A 20,961-nucleotide genomic window follows, 5' to 3' on the forward strand; every position below is an offset into this window, starting at 1 on the left:
ACATTTCATAGCGTAAATAGTATACGTCCTTTTTTCCCAATAATCAATCAGAACATTTGATACAAAGAGCAAAAGACCTGAATTTCTCCCGCCATCTGTGCTCACATACGCACAAAGCGCAGAGCGGTTCAATATTAATCCGTCTCCGAAACCGACGTGATATCCAGATACGGCAGAATATTCGAAAAAATATCAGCCACCACCGGTGCCGCGATGGTTCCGCCGTAATAGATCCCCACCGGCTCGTCGATAGTGATCAGCGCGATGACCTGGGGATCATCGGCGGGCGCAAATCCTAAAAAAGAAGAAATATATTTCTTTAAGCTTCTCGGCAGCTTCTCCGATGTCGCCGTCTTTCCGCCGACCCGGTAACCTGGAAGCTTCGCCCGCTTTCCGCTTCCTTCCGCCACTACCTGCTCTAAAATATACCGCATGGTCTCGCTGGTAGCTTCCGACACGACTCCCATCCGCTCCGGATAGGAAAACTTCTGGTAATATGTCCCATCCGTGCTCTCCACATTCATCGCAAAGTGGGGCGTGATCCGCCTGCCCCCGTTTATGATGGAGGACGCCGTCGTGATGAGCTGGATCGGCGTGATCTGAAAGGACTGTCCAAAGGAGACGGTGGCCAGCTCCACAAGTCCCATATTTTCCTTCTTGTGCATGATCGTCGCTGCCTCGCCGGGGAGATCGATCCCGGTCTTTCCGAGAAGCCCAAACTGTTCGAAATAATGATAGAACGAATCCACGCCAAGTCTCGCGCCAACGTCGATAAACACCGGGTTACAGGAGTTCATGGCTCCCTGTAAAAATGTCTCTCCTCCATGTCCACCGATCTTATGGCAGCGGATCTTCCGGTCTTCCACGATCCGGAAGCCCGGGCAGGAGAACCTGTCATCCAGATGGACCACTCCCGCCTCCAGCCCCGCCGCGGCTGTGATGATCTTAAATGTGGAGCCGGGCTCGTAGGTATCGTTGATGCAGCGATTCCGCCACATCTTATTTCTCGCGTCCTGGAGCTCCGTCCCAGTGAGTCCGCCGCTTTCCACATTCAGCGTGAACGGGTCGTTCAGATCAAACTCCGGGACATTTACCATAGCGTAGATCTCCCCATTCCGGGGATTCATGACGATCACGGAGACCGCCTTCGCACCTTTTTTCTCCATGACCTGGTACGCCGCCTGCTCCGCGTACTTCTGGATGTTCACATCCAGGCTCACGGTCAGGGTATTTCCGGGCACCGGCTCTACCCGCTCCTCCGCGGCATTCTGGAGTTCCGTGCCCTTCGCGTCGGAGGTCGTCAGTATCAGACCGTCCCTGCCCTTTAAGTACCTCTCGTACTTGACCTCCAGGCCGATGATCCCCTGATTGTCCGCTCCGGTGAATCCCAGGACCTTTGATGCGAGACTTCCGTAAGGATAATATCTCTTATAATCCTCATCGACCTTCACACCGGAGAGTCCGAGATTCATGATCTGGTCCCCCACCGACTTCTCCACATTTGTCCGGATGATCTCCCTGGAAGACCACTTTTCTACCTTTTTCCGGACCTCCGGCTCCGGAAGCTCCAGGATCCGCACCAGCTCCCGGATCACCTTCTCCGGCTCCGTCACCTGATTGTGGATCACGGACACGGTGCAGACCGTCCGGTTCGCGGCGATCACAGTGCCATTCCGATCCACGATCTCGCCCCGGGCAGCCTTGATGGTCCGCTCCCTCTTGTGGAGCTCATCCGCCATCTTGCTGTAGTGGTCCGACCTCGCGATCATCAGGAATCCCAGCTGGGCGCACAGCCCCACCATCAGAAGCACCGAGATTAGAAAAACGATAAAAAGCTTCTTTCTGTGATGTGTCAGAAATTCCGTCATTCCAAAACCTTTATCTCAAAAGTCTTGGTAATTAATATACGGGACTTCTCATTTTCTCATGCACGAAAATCCATAAAAATCAATCACGGATCGTTGCTGTGAACTCTTACATTGCAAGGAAGCCCGCCAGTGCTCTCTTAGCTCCGGTCATTCTCTCGTCAAACTGCGGGTAAAACTCCTCTTCCTTATTATAAGGGAGAAGATAAAACTGTTTGATCAGATAAAGACTCACGGTCTTCGCTGCCTGACCTGACGTGTCTTTCCCGATCACCTGCTCCAGATCCTTTAAAAAATAATGCCAGGTACAGACAAACTCGTCATAACGCTTCGGCTCCGGCATATCGATCCATTTTTTAACCTTTACCTTGGCCCTGGTCTCCTTCGCGCACTCGTAGACCTGCAAAAAATACTTAAAACCGCCGTCCCCATAAATTCTTCCAAGCGGAAACAGCCGGCAGATCCCTGGGCGGTACGCATGAATCCTGCAGCGTCCATTCTGGTCTAAAAAGGAACAGGCCTCCTCCTCCCCCGCCATCTTGAGGTTCGGGAGAATGATCCCATCCACCACATTAAGTTCCAGAGGTCCCGCGAGAAGCGCCTCAAAGGTCTTCCCTGTCCCCGCCGTCATGCGGTACGCGTCAAAAGGATCGAGAACCACGGAGGTTCCCATCCCGGTACAGCAGGCATGGCAGCCCTCACACCCTGCGCAGTCCGCCTTCACCATATCATCCAGGCCATAGAGTTTTCCGTCGGAAACCTCCGCCATATCCATCTCTCTGTTCATGATCTTCTCCTATTATTTCCCATATGTAATTGTTCAGCACCCTCACCTGCAGAACCTGCCACCGGCAGTTTTTTCCAGATGCATGGCAACAGTTACCCTATATACTAATTTGTGCAGGAAAACGCTTATGCAAGCAAGCTTGCAGCACATTTTTCTGCACAAATATAAATTACCACATGGCTCAACCGTCAGCAAATTACTGCGCGACCTGCGTTGTCTCCTCTGCTCCATTTTCCATGGTCTCAGTCTCCTGGACTGATTCCATGCTCTGGGCTTCGCCCGCACTCCCCGCCGCAGATTCCGATCCGTCAGACGGTATATCATCCGGAAGTCCAAGACCGTCATCATACGGGATCACTTCTTCCTCCGGCGCAGGCTCCGTCTGGATCACATTTCCTTCCGCATCCGTCGATGCCTCAGTCTCCGCCCCGGTCTCTCCGGTTCCAGGCTCCAGTCCGCCCTCATTGTTGTTTGTGATTCCCTCACTCTGGTCCGTAAGACCTGCGTCCTCCGTCATCGTATCCGTATCCGGGAATACATTTAAGTATGGAAGCGCTTCCGCCATGATCTTCTGAAAGACCCCTGTGGCGAAAGTGCTGTGCGCCTGCTCTTTGCCCGGAAGATTCGGGGTATCGATGACCACGTACACAAGAAGCTGCGGGTCATCTGCCGGCGCGAAACCGCAGAAAGATACAAGATAGTTGTGAGCGGAACGCGGAAGCTTCTCCGCCGTTCCCGTCTTTCCGCCGACCTTATACCCGGCAACACGTCCCGCCTTACCGGTTCCCTCCTCATCGTCGACCGTCATAAACAGGGCGTGTCTGATAAAGTCACTGGTGGACTGGGAAACGGTCTCCCGCACCAAATTCGGCTCTATCTTCTTCACAACAGAACCCTGATCATTTAAGATCTGCTTTACCACATGAGGTTCATAGTAGGAACCGCCGTTGATGACAGAGGCGAATGCCGCCGCCATCTGGATCATCGTACTGTTATAGCTCTGTCCGAAGGAGTTTACCGCAAGGTCTGTCGGGCCCATATTGTCCGCATTGTAGATCAGTCCATATGCCTCTCCCGGAAGATCGATTCCGGTCTTCTGACCCATGCCGAATAATTTCTGATATTTTGCAAACCGCTGTACTCCGAGTTTCGCCGCGATCTGCATCATAGCATCGTTGCAGGATTTCATTAAGGACTGCTCCAACGTCAGGATTCCGTGTCCATAGATATTGGAACATTTGATCCTGTAGCCGCCAATATCCTGTCCGCCGTCGCAGAGAAATGTATCATTCTGACTGATGACGCCTTCCTCAAGCCCCGCCGCAACTGTCATCGGCTTCGCCGGGGAACCCGGCTCGTAAGTATCATTTACACAGAAATTTCTCCACATCTGGTTCCAGGCATCCATCCTGCCCTCATCCGTCATAGCCGATATCTCATCCTGAGAGTAAGCATAGCTTAAGTCTCTCGGATTATTCAGATCAAATCTGCGGTTGGAAGACATGGCAAGAATCTCACCGTTTCTCGGATCCATGGCGATCACAGCCGCCGTCTTGCTGCCGATCCCGCTCATCCACTCATCGATATATTTTTCCACGATCCTCTGGATATTCACATCGATGGTGGATACGATAGTATTTCCGTTCTCAGCGGATTTAATAACCTTCTCCATGTTGAACTCGTCATCCAGGTATCCATACTCTCTTCCGTTTGTTCCGGTGAGCTGGTCATTGTAATACTGCTCAATTCCGCCACTTCCCTGCTTTCCGTTATCGTAGGAGAATCCCACCACGTTGCAGGCCAGGGTATTATACGGATAAAATCTCCGGTACTCATCCTCAAACCAGACGCCCTTGATCTTCTTTCCACTGTCTTCCTTTGACTTCGCGTAGGCATCATTCAGCTCTTTCTTTTTTGTCTCAAATTCTTCCTTCTTGTCTGCGGAGATCTGTTTCTCATAAGGCACATAGTAGGAATTTTCATTGGCGGAGATCGTCGCCAGAATATCTGCCCTGTCGTATCCGAATACCTCACAGAGTGCGGACACCGTCGGTTCCAGGTAGTTCTCTTTATCCTGGTTGATCTGGTTCGGATCAAGGATCAGGTTGTAGACCTTCTCACTGGTAGCCAGATATGTTCCGTTCCGGTCCACGATATCGCCGCGGCGGTACGGGATCGTCCGGCTGTCGTAGGAGGAATGCTGGTTCAATACGATCTGGGTGTAATCCTCGTTTTTATCCTTGATCATCCGGTATAAAACAACGACAAGACCAAACAAAGCCAGCGTCGTTACGAGAACCGTAACCGCCAGCTTTTCTTTCATACTCATGGTAAAAACTTTCTTATTATTACTGTTCCGGGATGTCTTCATACTGTCTTACATACTCGCTTTCCGTCTTATTGTATAAGCGGACCTGGTCCTTATTGGCATAAACCATTCCCAGTTCCTCAGTCGCTACCTTATACACATAATCCAGGTCCACCGACGTGTTGATCCTTGTGAGAAGAGCGTCGTTATCCCCTTTCAGTTTTTCAATACTCTCCTCCAGACTCTCAATATGATTGAGTCTCGCTGTGACGGAAGACTGAAGCTTTAAATAGCTCACACAGATATACAGTGTGCAGATCACCGCCACTGTCAGCAACAATACGGAAAAAAGATTCATCTGAAGCGCTTTTTCCTGATTTCTCCGAACTGTAACGGTATGGGATACATTCCGCTTCTGCTGATGTCCTCTTTCCTGCTCCTCGTACCGGGGAACACGCTCGACTTTACGGACAGTATTTCCCTCTACATATTCTTCGGTCTGCGGGGCTCTTTTCCGTCTCCTTGCTGCCATACCATCACTTCCTTTCTAATATATATGCAACAGTCCAGTGCCGTTCTGCTCATGTTCCCCTGTTGTCGATTTCAGGAACATGCAGACCTGCTGAACCTTTACCATAAACTTTCTGCTTTTTCTGTACTTGGGAACTCTCAGCTTCTCTCGAACACCCTCAGTTTCGAACTCTTTGATCTTCTGTTCTCTTCCAGTTCCTCATCTGATGGAACGATCGGTTTTCTCGTCACAACGCGGCCTTTGCTCTTTCTTCCGCATACGCATACCGGGAAATCCGGAGGGCAGATACACGGATTTTCATTTGTGCGGAATCTCGTCTTCACGATGCGGTCCTCCAAAGAGTGGAACGTAATGATCGATAAACGTCCACCCGGATTTAAGAGGTCGATCATTGTGTCGATGGAATCGTTTAACACATCCAGCTCGTGGTTTAATTCAATGCGGATCGCCTGAAATGTCCGTTTTGCCGGATGTCCGCCTTCCGCCCGGATCTTTGCCGGGATCGCGCCGCGGATGATCTCTGCGAGCTGCAGTGTCGTCTCGATTGGGTGGATCTCCCTCTCTCTGACGATGTGCTTCGCGATATTCTTTGCGAAACGATCCTCGCCGTAATCGCGGATAATTCTATACAGCTCCATCTCGCTGTAGCCGTTTACGATATCCGCCGCGGTCTTGTCGTTTCTCTGATCCATTCTCATATCCAGCGGGGCATCCTCTCTGTAAGAGAATCCACGGTCCGCCGTATCCAGCTGGTATGAAGACACACCAAGATCCAGGTAGATGCCGTCCACCTTTTCAATTCCAAGGTTAAAGAGCACTTCCCGGATATTCTTATAGTTGCTTCTGACGATCGTAACTTTATCTTTAAATGGGAGAAGACGTTCCGTTGCCGCTGCGATTGCGTCCGCGTCCTGATCGATTCCGATCAGACGGCCCTTTTCGCCGAGTCTCCGGGATACTTCGTATGCATGTCCGCCGCCGCCTAAAGTCCCGTCCACGTAGATCCCATCCGGTTTTACATTCAGGCTGTCGACGGTTTCCATCAGCAGGACTGATTTATGTTCAAAAATCATATGCCAAGACCTTCCATATTTTCTGCAATTTCTTCCATGTCATCGTAGACATTCTTCTCGTTCCAGACCGCCTTGTTCCAGATCTCGATCCGGCTTCCGACGCCGACCAATACAACGTCTTTTTCCAGCTTCGCGAATTCTCTTAAAACAGAAGGGATCAGGATCCTTCCCTGCCTGTCCACCTCACAGGCACAGGCACCAGCCAGGAAAAATCTCGAAAACTTTCTGGCATTAGCATTCGTAAGAGGAAGCGCGTGGAGCTTTTCCTCAAAAGATTTCCACTCAGAATTTTCGTACACGAAGAGACACCCATCCAATCCCTTTGTAACAACGAACTCATCGCCCAGCTGCTCACGGAATTTGGAAGGGACAATCAGACGGCCTTTTGCATCGATTGTATGACTGTACTCTCCAATGAACATTACTCACTCCTGTGATTATGTGGTCCATCGTAATCCACTGATCCACCATTTTAAACCACTTTTATCCACTTTCCACCACTTCTAATGTAATCTTAGTACATTTACTTTAAAATAGCAAGGAATTTTTCATTTTTTCATGTACAAAACAAGGGTCACTGTTCACGCCTTGCGCAAACAGTAACTGATTATGCCGATGCTTCGCATTCCGAATCGGCAAAATCCACTACCACCACTGTATTGTACGGAATTTTCAGTTCAGAAAATTCCTACCCGTGTACAGTAACAAACAAGGTGCCATTTTATGGAAATCTTCCTATAAAACACGAAAAAGCCACCTTTCAGGCAGCTTTTCCGCATTTTATCTGGAGTTTATTCGATTTTTATGTACTGTGGCCCCCTTAGTATCCCGCGTCCATATACTGTTCGATCAGCCGGTCAAGTTCCACACTGTATCGGTAGATCAGATCGTAGGACTCCTTTCCATCAATACTTCCGTTCAATCGTTTTCTCGCCTCCTCGATCTGATTTACCAATTCTTCCCTGCTCTCCATATCAGTTTGCTTCCTTTCCCTGGACGAAAGCCTTTCTCCTGTTGTAAATAAGGATCACAAGAGAGACGGTCGCCAGCACAACAGACAATGCCTGGGATACCGCGATCTGGGTACCCGGTATCAGGAGAGAATCCGTTCTCAATCCTTCGATCCACGCTCTTCCGATTCCATACCCGGCCAGATAGATACAAAGCATTTCCCCTGTGAACGTTTTCCGCTTGCGGAACCAGAACATGAACATCAGGAGACCGAAGTTCCAGAGGGACTCGTAGAGGAACGTCGGATGGACCTGAATGTACTCGATTCCATTGTCCAGGATCAGATGGTCAAGGAGATTTTGTGAGATCATGCTCTCATTCACAATGCTGCGTCTGATCCGCATGGCAAACAGGCAGTCTGTGTAGCGGCCGAAGGCCTCGCAGTTGATAAAGTTACCCCATCGTCCGATCATTTGTCCGGTTATAAGTCCAAGGCATGCGCTGTCTGCCATGGACAAAAAGGAAAGGTGGCGTTTCTTTGTAAAGACAAGCAGCGTCAGGATTCCGGCGATCACTCCGCCGTAGATCGCAAGTCCGCCTTTCCTCAAGTTCACGATCTCCATCAGGTGGTCCTTGTAGTAGGCCCACTGGAAGAAAACATAGTAGATCCGCGCTCCGATGATGGAAAAGATAATTCCGTAAAGTGCGAAATCAAGGTAAATATCCGGATTCTGTCCCCTGCGCTTCGCATCGGACTGGGCAACACAGAGTCCTAAGATCATGCCGATCCCGATGATCAGTCCGTAGTACGCAAAGGATATTCCTCCGATTGAAAAGCTCTTCACCATGTGGGGAATCGAGATCCCCAGGTGAACGAAGCTTACATCTGCTCCTGACATTGATTCTGTTCTCCTTTTTTCTTTGGTGAATTTTATTTTACTCCGAAAAGCGGCAAAAAGCAAACAGATTCGCTTGACAGTCCTCGTGTTTATTCGACATGAACTGCCGTTCACGTCTTGCGCAAACAGGAACCGTCAGGAAGCTGTCCTAAAACAAAAGAAAAGCCATGGAATGGTGTTTAACTGATACACTCCATGACTTTTATATTCCTTATTCTATCAGATCTTCAGGAGAAATTATACATTGAACCGGAAAAGAACGACATCTCCGTCCTTCATCACGTAGTCCTTACCTTCCATGCGGACAAGTCCTTTTTCCTTCGCTCCGTTGTAGGAACCGCAGTCTAAGAGATCCTTGTAGTTTACAACCTCTGCCTTGATAAATCCGCGCTCGAAATCGGTGTGGATCTTTCCTGCTGCCTGCGGTGCTTTTGTGCCGACCTTGATGGTCCATGCACGTGTCTCCTTCTCTCCTGCTGTCAGGTAGCTGATAAGACCGAGGAGACGGTAGCTTGCCGCGATCAGCTTGTCAAGTCCGGACTCCTTTAAACCAAGGTCATCTAAGAACATCTTTTTCTCATCGTCATCTAACTCGGAGATCTCCTCCTCGATCTGCGCGCACACAACAAACACTTCGCTGTCGTTCTCAGAAGCGAACTTGCGGACAGCCTGTACATGTGGATTGGAAGCGCCGTCATCGGCAAGATCATCCTCACCAACATTCGCAGCGAAGATCACCGGTTTCCAGGTAAGAAGATCTAAAGAAGCAACAAAGGCCTGCTCCTCATCGTCCTCACACTCAAAGCTCTTTGCAAGATTGCCGTTCTCGAGGTGTTCCTTCACAGCCTTTAAGATATTTAATTCTTTCGCAAGTGCCTTGTTGGAAGCTGCGCCCTTGCCCATCTTCGCGATCCGGCGGTCGATGACCTCGATATCGGAGAAGATCAGCTCTAAGTTGATGGTTTCGATGTCGCGAAGCGGATCAACGCTTCCGTCTACATGAATCACGTTCGGGTCCTCGAAGCAGCGGACAACGTGAACGATAGCGTCTACCTCACGAATATTTGCCAGGAACTGGTTTCCAAGACCCTCACCTTTGGACGCACCCTTTACGAGACCTGCGATATCTACGAACTCGATCACAGCCGGTGTGATCTTCTCGGAATTGTAAAGATCGGATAAGAGTTTCAAACGGAAATCCGGTACCGGAACAACGCCCACATTCGGGTCGATGGTACAGAACGGATAGTTTGCGGATTCAGCGCCCGCCTTTGTCAAAGAGTTGAATAATGTACTTTTACCTACGTTCGGCAGGCCGACAATGCCTAGTTTCATAATATATCCTCCTTGCCCGTATTTATGGGATTTTTAGTGTAATGCAGCGAGGTTTTACACCATTTTTACACCATTCTGATGAAATGTTTTACACCATTACACCATTTTTAATGATTCAGGTTCATTTTTCTCAAACTGCTTAATAGCTTCAATTTTCGTATTCTCAGTTACATGAACATAAGTGTCCATCGTAACCTGCAATGAAGCGTGACCAAGAAGACGCTGCAGCGTTTTGGGTGGTATCTGGCGCTCTATTGTTCGTAAACCTGTCTGCAGAAGCAAAACATATTGGTCATAATTATGAGACCTCTTTACCACTTCTAAAAGCTTGGTCTGTTCCTCAACAGTAAGAACCTTGATATCCGACATACTCTTGCGCGCTGTTGGGCATTTCACACCATCCATAGGATGCTTATTAATTACACCATTTTCACGCGCCGCCTTAAACAAAGTTCCCATCGCAATATACGTTTGAACGACAGTAGAAGGTGAATAATCCTCTTCCATATCAAGCAAAACCTTTTTGCAATGAAAAGGACGCACATCTCCAACTTTCAACTTTCCAACGACAGGCTGAATATTATGGATGTAACGATCCCGATAATTTCGCTTTGTGTTGCTACGTAAATCAGGAATAAGATGATTCATCCAAAACTCAAAGAACCCATCCACCGTCATATCATTTCATGCAGCCAATTCAGCATTGCTACTTACGATATCTTTTGCAACCATATCGAACGGTGCTACAATGCTTTTGCGCTTGTCATTATATTGCGCGTCTTGTAGCCAGTTACGTGCTTGCGTAAGCGTGTCAAAGTAAGATTGCTTTCTATACCCCGTTCGGGTAACAAAGCGAGCGGTATACCGACCATCTTTTCTTTGAGCAAGGCCAGTGCCTAGCTCCCTACCTTTTAAATCTTTTCCCATATTGAGCTCCTTTCTGAAAAAATGAGCCCAATACAACTTATAGAGTGTACCACAACAAGCTCTTTTTTTCAATAGTAATTTCACTTTTAAGCCCTTTCAGGGATTCTACGATGATTAGATAAATACCGCAGACAATAGTCAAGACCATCTTCACCTGCTCACACTTTTCTGCTTGCATTCCACCGGTTTTGGAGTAAAATGGATTTATCATAAGGAGGAACACCTTATGGAACTGGATGCTTTAGGATTGATTTCGGCATGCTCTTATGCACTGGACTGTGTGGAAGCAGAGCTGGTTCACGTAACCAGTGAGCATGCCAAGCGTGTTGCATATATGAGTGTCTGCGTTGCAGAGCAGATGGGCATTCAGGGCAAAGAGCTGCAGGATCTGGCGGTCTGTGCCCTATTACACGACAATGCCCTGACACAATATATAATTGATGGTTTCGAAGAGCTGCGGGACTGGGCGGCTTTTCATCATGAACGGTTAGACGGCACCGGTTATCCCTTCGGCAAAACGGCTGCCGACCTGAACACCCAGGAGCGCATGATGGCATGTGTAGATATTTCTCAGGCTTTAACTGAGAGCCGTCCTTATAAACAGGGCATGTCCCATGAAAAAGCCTGTGGAATTCTAAAAGATATGGCAGACAAGAGCTGGCTTGACGCTGATATCGTTTCCAAGGTTGATTCCTGTTTCCGGACATAGGATATCATCAAATGTGCTGCAATAAAGTCACTTATTTTCTACTTTATTGCAGCACTACACATACAACCAATGTATACTTCCACAATCCATTTTCTATTACGGCTTCTGGTTTTCTCTCACATTTCTGTTTCTTCGTATCACTCTAAAGACAATCAAAAGCACTGCCATAATAAGTATCAGCCACACAAAATAACAGATGCCAAGGAAAGTCGGACAAATGTGGCATAGACTGCATTTACCGGCTTGTGGTGTCCGGCTCACCTGCTTGTACGCAATGGCATAAGCAGAGAATCTGTCTGTATGGATCGTTACTGTATCCGGTGCATCATCCATATCCGTTAAAAGGGTATATTCCCCTTCGTGGGAACGGATAATGAAAAACTCCCTGTCAATGCTTTGCATCTTCTGCGGAATACCGATCACTACCTCGACCGGTTCTACCGTTCCTGTAACGGCATTCCAGTCAGCTTCTCCTATTTTAACGAACAGAGAGATATCGACATACATTCCAAGTGTCAGATCAGGTATCTCCTTACGGTACTCTTTTATACCGTTCTCAATCACACTCTTATCCTTCCTTGGTACATTGCCGGAAATATCCTTCACCTCTACCCGGATTTCTATGTTTTCTCCAGCAGCTACACTTTTTAGCTGTGCCGGTGTCAGTACTGCATTCACCACCGCAGCAGTATCAGACACTCCTGCCGTATACTCCTGTTCCTCACAGACAACCGTTACAATGACTGTACCATCTCCATAATCCAAGGCCGTACTTGCGTCCGCCATGCCTTGCACATTTCCCGTTGGCACAGCTTCACCCGATGTGTTTGCCTTGCCATCCTCTGTCATCTCCGGTACATCTACGCCATCTCTTATGCCCGGTTGTTCATCCGGCTTGTTCTCCGGTTTGTTTTCCGGTTTGTTCTCCGGCTTGTTTTCCGGAGTATTTTCCGGCTTGTCCCCCGGTTTGTTTTCCGGCTTGTTCTCCGGTTTGTTCTCCAGAGTGTTCCCCGGTTTGTTTTCCGGCTTGTTTTCCGGTTTGTTCTCTGGTTTGTTCTCCGGAGTGTTCTCCGGTTTGTTCTCCGGCTTGTTTTCCGGAGTATTTTCCGGTTTGTTCTCCGGGGTATTTTCCGGTTTTTCCGGCTGTACTGTTGGTAATGGTTTTTCTGTTCCACCACCTCCCGGTTTCTCCGGTTCCGGATTCTTTATCGTCCGTTCAAAGCCACAGACATTGCAGATGGCATCCTTATCATCGTCATATGCATGGCTATGCTTTTCCTCCAATGCAGCACATCGGCTGCATACTCTCCAATGTCCGTCTGCATCGTAAGCATAATCCCCACTATAATGATGTCCCAGCGCTGGTGTCACTGTCTGAGCCTTGATCACCACCCCACAGACACTGCAATGACTGCCTTGTGTTCGTCCTGTCTGCGTACAGGTAGCTTCTTTGGCCGGATCTATGGCTTCTGTATGGCCTTTTGCCGGCAGTACCACATCCTGCGATGTGATTTCTGTCGTACAACTGCTGTCTGCATACCGTCTTCCACAGGCACAGACATAATAGGCTATGTTTCCCTCTGCAAGACAGGTTGGCTCTACAGCCTTCACCAGAACTGCTCTGTGAGTATGTATCCTTACCGTGATTTTCTTTTCTGCCCGGTTTCCGGCATTATCCACAGCTTTCACGGTAATGTCCGCACCGGCTGCCGGAAGCTTCTCTTTGGGTATGCTGAATTTGACCTCTGTTCTAATGCCTGTGGTAAAATCCTCCTGTAATACATGTTCTGCACTGTTTCCAACCTGATAAGCTACCGAAGCCAGTCCTGCGGAAAGAACATTCTCCTTATCATCCTTTACCGTCACATCGACTGTCGGGGCTTTCTCATATTCTTCTGCCGGACTTTCACTGCCATTTACCGAAAATGTGATCTCCGGTGCATGATCCTCCACGATAATACCATGGATGCCACTGCCATCCGTTCCTATCATCTTCGTATCTGAAACATTTCCTGCATGATCCTTTGCAGTGATCTTGATTTTTCCCTTAAAGTCCGGGTTGACATAGATTACCGCCGTATAACCGGCACTGTTCTCTCCTGAAGCCTTTTTTACCGATGTCCGGCCTGCTGTAGTACTGCCATCTTCCGGTATCAGCTCGTAATCTACGCTCTCTATTCCACTTCCCGCCTCTTCGACAGGTACCGTAATTTCAAGACTGTCTTTTCGGATCAGCCAGTTCCAGAGATTTTTATATCCCTCATTGAAGACTGCTTCACCCATCACCGGCTTTATCGTATCAAGCTTTACGGTCAGTGCTTCTGTCACCGTTTCATTTCCTGCTGCATCCACTGCCTTGAAGGTATAGGTGTGCCATCCCTCGACACAGGCATAATCCTTTGTTAGGGTTGTCCCCCCTCCTGTAATAACACCATTAATCTCTTCATACTCACCATCATCCACCTTACCATACAGGCTTTTGACTCCCTTGTTATCGGAATATGACAGAACAATGCGGATCTGATCCGTACTATACCAGCCCTTTGTATTCGGGCTGACATTACTCTCTACTGCCGCGGCAAGCTCTGGCTTTTGTACATCCTTAAAATAACCATAGCAGATTTTGTCTCCACATTCCGCTGCCCCGATCTTTGTATAAGCTGTTCCTGTATAACCGGCATTGTCATACCATCCACAGAACTCATATCCTTCCTGTGATGGAACCGGCATAGCCAGCTCCTGTCCATGGACATAGGTTTTATAACTGTCTTCCGGCTCATAAACGCTGCCATCCGGCAGGGACAGCTTATAATTCACACGATAGGAATTCGGCATCCACTTTGCAAAAAGTGTTGTGTCTGTCATAAGCTGCGATTGGGTATCAAAATTAAATTTCCGGCTGTCTGTACATTCCGCATCCCTATACCATCCTCCGAAGGTGTAGCCCTCACGGACAGGTTCCTGCGGCTCCGTGACCGCACACTGCACAGCCGCCCCCGGAATAAGACCATTGTAGGTCGTCCATATCAGCTGCGGCTCCACGCTGCTTCCGCCCTGACTGTTAAAGGTAATCTGTCTGACATAAAAGGTCTTTTGCTCACAGGCGGTGCTGTCACTGTATGCCTTCTTATAATATTGAATCTGCTTTGTGCCGGTGCTTTTTACCGTATAGACCGGTTGTGTCTTTTTCAGCTCTGAGAAATGGTAGATTCCCTGATAGGCCTCTAACTCTGCCAATATCTCCGTCTGTACCGTTCCGGTGAGCTTTCCTCCTGATGGTCCATAGGTAAGAGAAACATTCATCGGCAGTCCTGCAGACAAGGGCTGTGCCTTGTCTGGCCCGGTAAATCCCAGACGATGGACATCATCCTTTTTTATCTGCTTGGAAAAACCATCCCTTACATTTCCCTTCTGGTCTGTCACCTTATAATATAAATAACAGGTTCCATAATAGTCTGACAAAGAAATCGTATACTCACCCGCTGCAACCGCAGCTGCGTCAAGATTGACCATTCCTGTGACCGGTTTCTGGGAAGTATCTGTCACCCATTGATACGCTGCACTTTGAACGCCGCTGGGTGTGCCTCCCTCAGCCCCTACCTTATCCGTAAAGGTAAGCTTTACTGAAACATCGGAATACGGATACCATCCACTTGTTCCATTAAGTGTTCCATTGACTGTACAGCTGACTGTTGGTGCGGTCGTATCCATACCTGTGATTTCCACACGGTATTCTTCACTGACATTTCCCGCATTGTCCGTAAGCCTTACCACATAGCTTCCGTTTTTCGTTACGGTCAAGCTGTCTCCGGTGAAGGTTGTCCATCTGCTATCTCCATGCATCCTGTACTCTCTGGTCTTGATGCCGCTGCCACTATATCCTGTAATGCTTCCCTTCTTATCATAAACAGCCGTATGGTCATCTGTAACACCTGTCAGCCGTATTGTTCCCGGCTTGCTGCCTGCAGCTGTAAGAGCTTCCAGTTTCGGTGCCTCATTGTCGATTCTGGTCACAAGCACCTCTGTTGCCGCAGAGTTCCCGAATTTATCCGTTACCATAAATTCATAGACACCATTTTTCGTCACAGTACAGCTTCCGCCGGTCATATTCTCCGTCACGATACCCTTCGGCGTGTAGACAAACGCAAGTGCTCCCGCACCTGTGCCGCTTCCCGGTGCAGCTTTCCATGTAAGTGTGGCACTTTTTGTCCACGAAGACGGATTTCCCGTTACTGTAATAGAAGGAAGGGCTGCTCCCACTGCTTTCTTTATCACATAATAAGGTCCCGACTTCACGGTTTCCGATACATTGCCTGCATTGTCTGTCACCCTTACATGAAGATACTTTGCGGTCTTTGATGTCTCTGTTGCGGCATACTCCGCCTGATAGCTGCCATTTGCAGCCGCAGACAGTGGCGTCCATGCAGAAGGTGTCCCTGCCGTATTTGTCCATGCATACTCCACCTTTGCCAGACCACTGCCACCGGTGTCCTCCGGCAGTACGGCAATGGTCAGCTCATTGTATACCGTGTCCGCTCCGGTACTGCTGCCGCTGCGAAGCGTCACGGTCGGTTTTTTACTATCTATTTTTTTAACCTCAATAATTTTTGATATCACATTTCCATAGGTATCCGCCAGCGTGACGGTATAGCTTCCATTTTCCGTGACATACAGATTGGCTGAACCACTGGAGGATGTAATACTTTTCACTTCCTTCTTTGGTCCGTCAAAGGTAAGCTTAGTCCCTATGCTTTGGGCGCCTGCATACTGCACCACGATATATTTGCCTGGCTTCCACACATCGGCTGCATCCGCTGAAGCTGCTGCGCTGCCAGCCCTCACTGACACATCCGTGATTGCTGGATTCATAAAGGAAAATGCCAGACACTCATGTGTCGATGCCCCCGATGCTGCAGTCGCAAGCACATGCAGATACCAGGTCTGTGTCTGTCCTGCGGTTCCTCTGCTCTCTGTGAGCTGCGTACCACTTGTAGTGGTCTGCCAGCCATAGCCTGGCAGTTTAGTATCCTTCGTCCATGCATACTGAATGGAGGCTGCTCCTGTGGCTGTGATCGTTGCCTTATGACGAGGCAGACTGCCACTGGTATCCGCCCTGACGGTCAGTACCGGTTTCGTGGCATCCACATTGATATTGGTATTGCCTCCTGTAAAGGTCTGGCTCGTACCGGATAGATTGCACATATCCTTAATGCTGCCAATACTACTGATGCTGTTGACCTTGAGTGCGTCAGTACTATTTAAGCTGACAGCGGAGGATACTTTCCCTGTAAAATAGAGCACATTCGTGTCCGCACCACCGGCATAGGACAGAGTTCCCACATTCGTAGAAATCGTAAGGCTGCTGCTTAAGCTGCTATTCTGACTGTCGACAATCTCATCAAAGACGAGTGCTACCGTGATCGGATCTCCCGGAAGATAGGTGCCTTTTGCCATCGGTGCAACCCCAAGGAGCGCCGGCTCCTTCTCGTCATTGACCATCACAAAGCTTTGCAGACCGTCCACATACCATACATCGCTATCCGCACCGGTCGCACCAAAATAAGCGTAGCAGGTCTGATCCACTCCAAGCTTCACCCAGATTTTATCATTGTAAATATACGCCGTACCGTGGCTGTTTTTGGGATAATATGATCCTTCCCCTCCACCCGTTCTTTTATCAGGAAAAGAATAGGTTCCGGCATTACCTTTTGCTGGCTGCAGAAAATTACATGCCCAGAGCTGCCCTTTTACTCCTGTGACAGCTGCACTTTCACTATTTATACCATAATTTATATTTTCTAATGGTTCGGTTCCCAGATAGGCGTGTTCATAGCCGTCAATGTCTTCATATGCCCTCAGCACATACCGGTAATACCATCCGCCGGCTGTGGATCTTAGATACTCCTGTTGCCGTGCATCCGTATAATAGCCGGAAAAAGAACTGCTGGTATTATAGTTTGTATCGTTGTAGCGGTTTTTAAGAAAACTCACATTGGTTCTTTTTCCACCCTGATTTTGGTTTGTATCTGCAATCCGTTTTCCGTTTTTCCCGGTCGTCTCAGGGAAATCCGTGATCGTTTTTTCTGTTGTGTAAACCGACCGGTCCACGGTATAGCTGTTGTCTTTCGGCATTGTCCGCAGCATCGAGCGGTGCGCCTGGTCAATCGTTCCGCCGCCCACCCCCACACGGTAGAGTTCCAGCGAATACGTTCTGTCGGCATTGGAATACTTTGTTCCCGCCTTACTCTGATAAGGCTCTGTCACGCCAAGCTCCGTCACTGTCACGGTCTTTGACGTTTCTCCCTCCGCAAAGAAGACAGCCCCCTCCGTATGGGTAAAATGCGTGCCACCCACCGCTGAGCCATTTACCGTGCGGTAATATACCACCTGATATTTATCCGTTCCATTACTTCTTGTGATTGTAAAGGTTGCTTTGCCATTACTACCTGATACACTGCTCACAGAGAATGTACCATACTGCGGAATCCCGAAGCCGAATTTTCCCGCTTCACTGTAATACACCTTCTCTTTGCCGTCAGCCGTAACCTTCGCATACGCCCGCGCATAGTATTCCACGCCAGCATTCAGACCTGTAGCTTTTGCAGTCAGATTTCCATTTTTTGTTGTAATGACCTGTGCGGTTTTGATACTTCCGTTATGAAACTCCACCGTTGGAGCAGGCATCACGCCCCATACAAAGCCGGTTTCCTTGATTGTATCCCCACCGGTATGTGCCAGAACCGCTTTCAGATTGAAGCTGTCCTTGCTTCCTGCAGCTGCGGTAAGTGTGCCAAGCTTTAGTTCCAATGGCTTTGCAGTCACCGTGATTACACAATCCTTAGTGGTCGTATTTCCTGCGTCATCGGATGCTGTTACCTTGATTGTCTTTTTCCCTGGAAGAGCTGCGATATCCTTTGGTATGGTATAAGTCAAAGGCTTCTCGGCAAGCCTGTGGTTATCCGCTACAGAGAGTGACTCACCAAACAGCTTCTCCACCGTCTCCTGCTGCTCTTCCTCCACCACAATGACCGGCGTATAGGTGAGCACCGGTGCCATCTTGTCGATATTGTCCACCCATACCGGATAAGAGAGGGACTTATCACTGCCTTTTAACTTATAGGTTATCGTAAAGGTGTATTTTTTGTTTACTGTCGCTGTCTTCGTTGCTCCAGCTGCAACCTTTACATCCGTGATTCCCAGCTTCGGCATATCCTCAGCCTTTACCGTTATCGTCACATCACGATTGGTGAGTGTGTCCGGTGACAGCGTATGACTGACCTTCGGGCCAAGACCTACACCCTGATTAAAATAAAAGCTGAAGCTGTCTGTTGCCTTGATTTCTTCTGTCTCAGGATCCTTGAGAATTCCGGTGATTTTGTATACACCGCCAGGCGAGTTCAGGGGCATGCTCAAAGCAATCTGCTCCTGTGACTTTGCCTTACCAAAACAGGCATCCAGCGCATTGCCTGTCTCTGTCTGTGTCAGTGTATACTCTGTCGCATATTCTTTCTTTCCTTTCTGCCGGATTGTCACAAGAGACTGTACGGTAACCGTTTTACCTTTTGTGGATGTGTCCTGAAGCTCCAGGGAAAATTTTTCAATGTCAGGATCTGCTGCACCACCGTCCAGCACAAGCTGCATCCAGTCTATTCTTACAATCCAGCCCGGCGGTGCCACCGTTACAGATATGACATTTTTTCCCTTTTTTAATTTTTCAAGGGGTATCTCCAATATAGTCGTATTCCACGTATTGTCCGTGCCTGACAGATACCCGATTGTCTCTTTATTATAATTTTTACCAGATTGATTGGTCTGATCCATCGGCAGATATATGTCATCATTGAGGTACACGTAATCTGTCTCACCGTAATCCTCATCCACATCATAAGCCTTCACCGCCAGATAGGCACTCTGGGTCGGAAGCTCGTCCAGAGTAAAAGCCAGCTCGATGGGATGTTTTTTGTCTGAAACACCCATACTTACATCAATGTCGCCATCTGCCTTTCCCGTATGACTGTTGTTCTCATTATCTGTCGTAACCATCAGTGTCTGTGGATGTGGTGTAAGAGCCGGTGCCTTGGCAGGTGCCCGCAAGGGCAGGTCTATATCCCAGGCAGCAGCAGGCAAGGCATTCTCTTCCGGCGGCTCTACTCCATAGTCCTCCACCAGATCCTCCAGTGTCAGAAGCTCCGGCAGCTCATCCTCCGCCATCCGCTGCTGTATCAGCTCCGGATAATGATACGGACATTTGAGATCTATGCAGTCCGTCTCCGTATCACGTATATGCTCAAGGCCCTCCAGACGCTTGATAAGCTCCGTAAGACGCTCCTCCTCTTCCCCGGAAAATGTTTCTTTATTCTCTGTATCCTCTGTTTTATTTTCTGCAAGCCATGCATCCAGCTTCTCCCGCGCCTCGGTAAGCTGCTCCGGATCAATTATCTCCTTATTTTCTACGCCTGTGGAGAGATAGGTAAGGGGATCCGGCAGCTTCTCTAACAATGCAAGCAGTTCTGCAAGCCCCTGTCCTCCCTTAGCTGCAATTGTCACACTGATCTGCGGAAGGCTGACACCATCCGCCAGCCTGTATTCTTCCGGAATAACCGGAATATAAACATAATGATTTCCCAATGCGGAAGAGTCAAAGCTGTCCTCTGTGTTGTTTTCCCATGTCACATGAATGGAAGTCTCCTGCGTTCTTTTTACAGGGGGGAGCGTTTCTTCCTCTGTCGGTTGTTCTTCCTCTGCCGGTTGTTCTTCCTCTGTCGGTTGTTCTTCCTCTGTCGGTTTCTCTTCCTCTGTCGGTTGTTCTTCCTCTGTCGGTTGTTCTTCCTCTGTCGGTTGTTCTTCCTCTGTCGGTTGTTCTTCCTCTGTCGGTTGTTCTTCCTCTGCCGGTTTCTCTTCCTCTGCCGCATCTTCTTCCGTTCCTGCGTTTTCTTTCGAAGCTATACTTTCCCCGGTGTCTGTGCTTTCTCCTGAATCTATACTTTCCCCGGTGTCTGTGCTTTCTCCTGAATCTATACTTTCCCCGGTGTCTGTCCTTTCTCCTGAAGCTATACTTTCCCCGGTGTCTGTCCTTTCTCCTGAAGCTGTGCTTTCCCCGGTGTCTGTGCTTTCTTTCGAAGCTATACTTTCCCCGGTGTCTGTGCTTTCTCCCGAGTCCATACTTTCTCCGGTGTCTGTGCTTTCTCCTGAAGCTGTGCTTCCCCCATGCTCTGTATCTTTCTCCGGTGTCTGGATTTCTTCAGCTTCTGTGTTCTCTTTCGCAGAAGCTTCTGTCTCCTGCGTTACATCCCCGGTGGACTCCTCCACACTGTTTGTTTCCAACATTACAGTAAGGGTATCAGGAAATACGATTTCACTTTCCTGTGCACCGACCGGCAAAAGCTGCACTGCGACCGATTCATCCAACTCTCCAAAGCCCGTGATCACTTCCTGTGTTTTTATTCCTTCATTGGCAGCTGCAAACACGGCAAGATCAATGCTTGTAAATATCAGTGCTGCTGTCAGAACCAGTGCTGTGATACGAGTAGCTTTTTCTCCGGCCTTAAGCTTATGTATCTTCATAATGCTCTCCT

Annotated in this window: 13 protein-coding genes; 1 reads left to right on the plus strand and 12 read right to left on the minus strand. The window is 48.7% G+C overall.

Annotated features, from left to right (window positions below):
• Window positions 1-134 precede the first annotated feature (134 nt).
• From GPK83_RS14835 to GPK83_RS17010, 11 genes are all read right to left on the minus strand, one after another.
• Window positions 135-1,868 (minus strand): penicillin-binding transpeptidase domain-containing protein, encoded by a 1,734-nt coding sequence (locus tag GPK83_RS14835; RefSeq protein WP_215705146.1) that lies wholly within the window; start codon window positions 1,866-1,868, stop codon window positions 135-137.
• A gap of 106 nt (window positions 1,869-1,974) precedes the next feature.
• Complete coding sequence (locus tag GPK83_RS14840; RefSeq protein ID WP_215705147.1) at window positions 1,975-2,652, minus strand: YkgJ family cysteine cluster protein; 678 nt, start codon at window positions 2,650-2,652, stop codon at window positions 1,975-1,977.
• 196 nt (window positions 2,653-2,848) lie between these two features.
• The gene (locus GPK83_RS14845; protein WP_215705148.1) at window positions 2,849-5,023 is read right to left on the minus strand and encodes a penicillin-binding transpeptidase domain-containing protein; all 2,175 of its coding nucleotides are present in this window, start codon (window positions 5,021-5,023) and stop codon (window positions 2,849-2,851) included.
• Entirely contained in the window at window positions 5,001-5,492 is a 492-nt protein-coding gene (locus GPK83_RS14850) for a septum formation initiator family protein (RefSeq protein WP_015555055.1), read from the minus strand. Before GPK83_RS14850 ends, GPK83_RS14845 begins: the two co-directional genes overlap by 23 nt.
• Before the next feature lie 137 nt (window positions 5,493-5,629).
• Window positions 5,630-6,565 (minus strand): 16S rRNA (cytosine(1402)-N(4))-methyltransferase RsmH, encoded by a 936-nt coding sequence (gene rsmH / locus GPK83_RS14855; protein WP_015555056.1) that lies wholly within the window; start codon window positions 6,563-6,565, stop codon window positions 5,630-5,632.
• A complete protein-coding gene (gene mraZ / locus GPK83_RS14860; protein ID WP_015555057.1) occupies window positions 6,562-6,987 on the minus strand; it encodes a division/cell wall cluster transcriptional repressor MraZ in 426 nt (141 codons plus the stop codon). The genes rsmH and mraZ overlap by 4 nt, the downstream gene beginning before the upstream one ends.
• 398 nt (window positions 6,988-7,385) lie before the next feature.
• A complete protein-coding gene (locus tag GPK83_RS14865; protein WP_015555058.1) occupies window positions 7,386-7,538 on the minus strand; it encodes an aspartyl-phosphate phosphatase Spo0E family protein in 153 nt (50 codons plus the stop codon).
• Window position 7,539: 1 nt separating this feature from the next.
• Window positions 7,540-8,415 (minus strand): prolipoprotein diacylglyceryl transferase, encoded by an 876-nt coding sequence (gene lgt / locus GPK83_RS14870; RefSeq protein WP_015555059.1) that lies wholly within the window; start codon window positions 8,413-8,415, stop codon window positions 7,540-7,542.
• Between the two features lie 237 nt (window positions 8,416-8,652).
• Window positions 8,653-9,750 carry a redox-regulated ATPase YchF gene (ychF, locus tag GPK83_RS14875; protein ID WP_015555060.1) on the minus strand — a complete coding sequence of 366 codons (1,098 nt, stop codon included), beginning with the start codon at window positions 9,748-9,750 and terminating at the stop codon, window positions 8,653-8,655.
• Between the two features lie 96 nt (window positions 9,751-9,846).
• The gene (locus tag GPK83_RS14880; RefSeq protein WP_252196385.1) at window positions 9,847-10,428 is read right to left on the minus strand and encodes a hypothetical protein; all 582 of its coding nucleotides are present in this window, start codon (window positions 10,426-10,428) and stop codon (window positions 9,847-9,849) included.
• A 6-nt stretch (window positions 10,429-10,434) separates the two neighbouring features.
• On the minus strand, window positions 10,435-10,677 hold the full coding sequence (locus GPK83_RS17010) for an integrase DNA-binding domain-containing protein (protein ID WP_252196386.1): 243 nt from the start codon (window positions 10,675-10,677) through the stop codon (window positions 10,435-10,437).
• 226 nt (window positions 10,678-10,903) lie between these two features.
• On the opposite strand from GPK83_RS17010, the gene GPK83_RS14885 reads away from it, so the two are divergent.
• Window positions 10,904-11,386: an HD domain-containing phosphohydrolase gene (locus GPK83_RS14885; RefSeq protein ID WP_215705149.1), complete on the plus strand. Its 483-nt coding sequence runs from the start codon at window positions 10,904-10,906 to the stop codon at window positions 11,384-11,386.
• 96 nt (window positions 11,387-11,482) lie between these two features.
• Here the strand turns inward: GPK83_RS14885 and GPK83_RS14890 are convergent, their stop codons facing one another.
• A complete protein-coding gene (locus tag GPK83_RS14890) occupies window positions 11,483-20,950 on the minus strand; it encodes an InlB B-repeat-containing protein (protein ID WP_215705150.1) in 9,468 nt (3,155 codons plus the stop codon).
• Between the last annotated feature and the right edge of the window lie 11 nt (window positions 20,951-20,961).

It is taken from the genome of Clostridium sp. MCC328 (assembly GCF_018785465.1).
Taxonomy (GTDB): Bacteria; Bacillota; Clostridia; order Lachnospirales; family Lachnospiraceae; genus Pilosibacter; species Pilosibacter fragilis.